General features: G+C 40.9%; 2 protein-coding genes. One reads left to right on the top strand and one right to left on the bottom strand.

Annotated elements, in window-relative coordinates:
- Positions 1-92 precede the first annotated feature (92 nt).
- Positions 93-506, bottom strand: a complete 414-nt coding sequence (gene tnpA / locus GBN19_RS15305) for an IS200/IS605 family transposase (protein WP_151778690.1) — start codon at positions 504-506, stop codon at positions 93-95.
- Positions 507-526: 20 nt separating this feature from the next.
- Here tnpA and GBN19_RS15300 point away from each other — a divergent pair, with 20 nt between their 5' ends.
- Positions 527-1,585, top strand: a complete 1,059-nt coding sequence (locus GBN19_RS15300; RefSeq protein ID WP_151778689.1) for an RNA-guided endonuclease InsQ/TnpB family protein — start codon at positions 527-529, stop codon at positions 1,583-1,585.
- Positions 1,586-1,602: the final 17 nt, after the last annotated feature.

The following is a 1,602-nucleotide window of genomic DNA, read 5'->3' as shown; positions in this document are numbered from 1 at the left end:
TTTTATCCGTATAGCCGTAAAACCTCGCCCTTTAGGGCGGGGATATAAGGCTGCAATCCGCTAGTCCCCCTTGTGGGGATTAGCTAGGATTGCTAATGCGGTGTCTGCTGTTGTTGAATATATTGTTTAATAATCCCAATTGGCGCACCACCACATGATGCAGCAAAATAACTAGGCGACCACAAAGCATTGCCCCATAATTTGTTTTTAATTTCAGGGTGTTTGGTGCGTAAAATACGACTCGATGCACCCTTTAAACTATTCACTAAGCTAGAAATTGCTATTTTTGGCGGATAATTCACAAGCAAATGAACGTGATCATGTTCACCATCAAATTCCACCAACTCAGCTTCAAAGTCTAAGCAGACTCGTTCAAATACTTCATGCATTGTTTCAAGCATGGCTTTAGTAAAAACATCTCTACGATACTTAGCCACAAAGACTAAATGTACGTGCATATTAAAAACACAGTGGCGACCTGTTCTAATCTCTTGACTATTACTCATAGACCAAATATACTTTAAGTATGAAGACACTTAAATTACGCATAAAAGACAAACAGTGCAAGGTGCTAGACCAAATGGCATCCGAAGTGAATTTTGTCTGGAATTATGTCAATGATTTGTGTTTTAAACATCTACAACGCAAACAGCAATTCTTTTCAGCATACGATATTGCTAAATACACGAAAGGCACATCAAAAGAATGTGGCTTACATAGTCAAACCATTCAAGCGATCACCGAAGAATTGGTCACAAGACGCAAGCAGTTTAAAAAAGCAAAACTAAAATGGCGTGTCAGTAACAAGAAATCTGCAAGGCGTTCACTCGGTTGGATACCATTCAAGAAAGTAGCAATCAAATATGCTGATGGCTACGTTCAATATGGCAAGCATCAATTCAAGCTGTGGGATAGTTACGGACTAAGCAAATACAACGTCAAAACAGGCTCATTCGTAGAAGATAGTCGTGGACGTTGGTATGTGTGTCTTGTGGTTGATTCATTTGAAACTGAGAAAACCACCGCTAAAACCTCAATTGGCATAGATTTAGGTTTAAAAGATTTAGCCACTTGTTCAGATGGTGTAAAACTAAAAGCCCCTAAAATCTATCGGCAATATGAACAAAAACTTGGCATTGCTCAACGTGCAAAAAATAAGAAACGTGTTAAAGCGATACATGCCAAGATTAAAAATCTACGTCAAAATATGCTGCATCAATTCAGCCATAAACTGGTGAATGAACATGCAGCAATCTTCGTTGGTAATGTGAACGCCAAAGCATTAGCACAGACAAAATTAGCGAAGTCTGTGTTAGATGCGAGTTGGACAACATTTAGAACCATGCTTAAGTATAAGTGCGAGAACGCAGGGGTGTGGTATGAAGAAGTCAATGAAGCCTATACCACCCAAACTTGTTCGTGCTGTGGCTCACGCTGTAGTAGTCCGAAAGGTAGAGCAGGACTTGGAATAAGAGAATGGCAGTGCATGGAGTGCGGTACGCTCCATGATCGAGACATAAACTCAGCACTGAATATTCTCGCGCTCGGACATGAGCGTCTCGCAGGGGGAATCCCCGTCCTTTAGGTCGGGGAGGATGTCAA

This window comes from Acinetobacter brisouii (assembly GCF_008993995.1).
In the GTDB taxonomy this organism is placed as follows: Bacteria; Pseudomonadota; Gammaproteobacteria; order Pseudomonadales; family Moraxellaceae; genus Acinetobacter; species Acinetobacter brisouii_A.
Note: the sequence above shows the minus strand (reverse complement) of the source record. Positions and strands in the feature narration are given on the sequence as shown.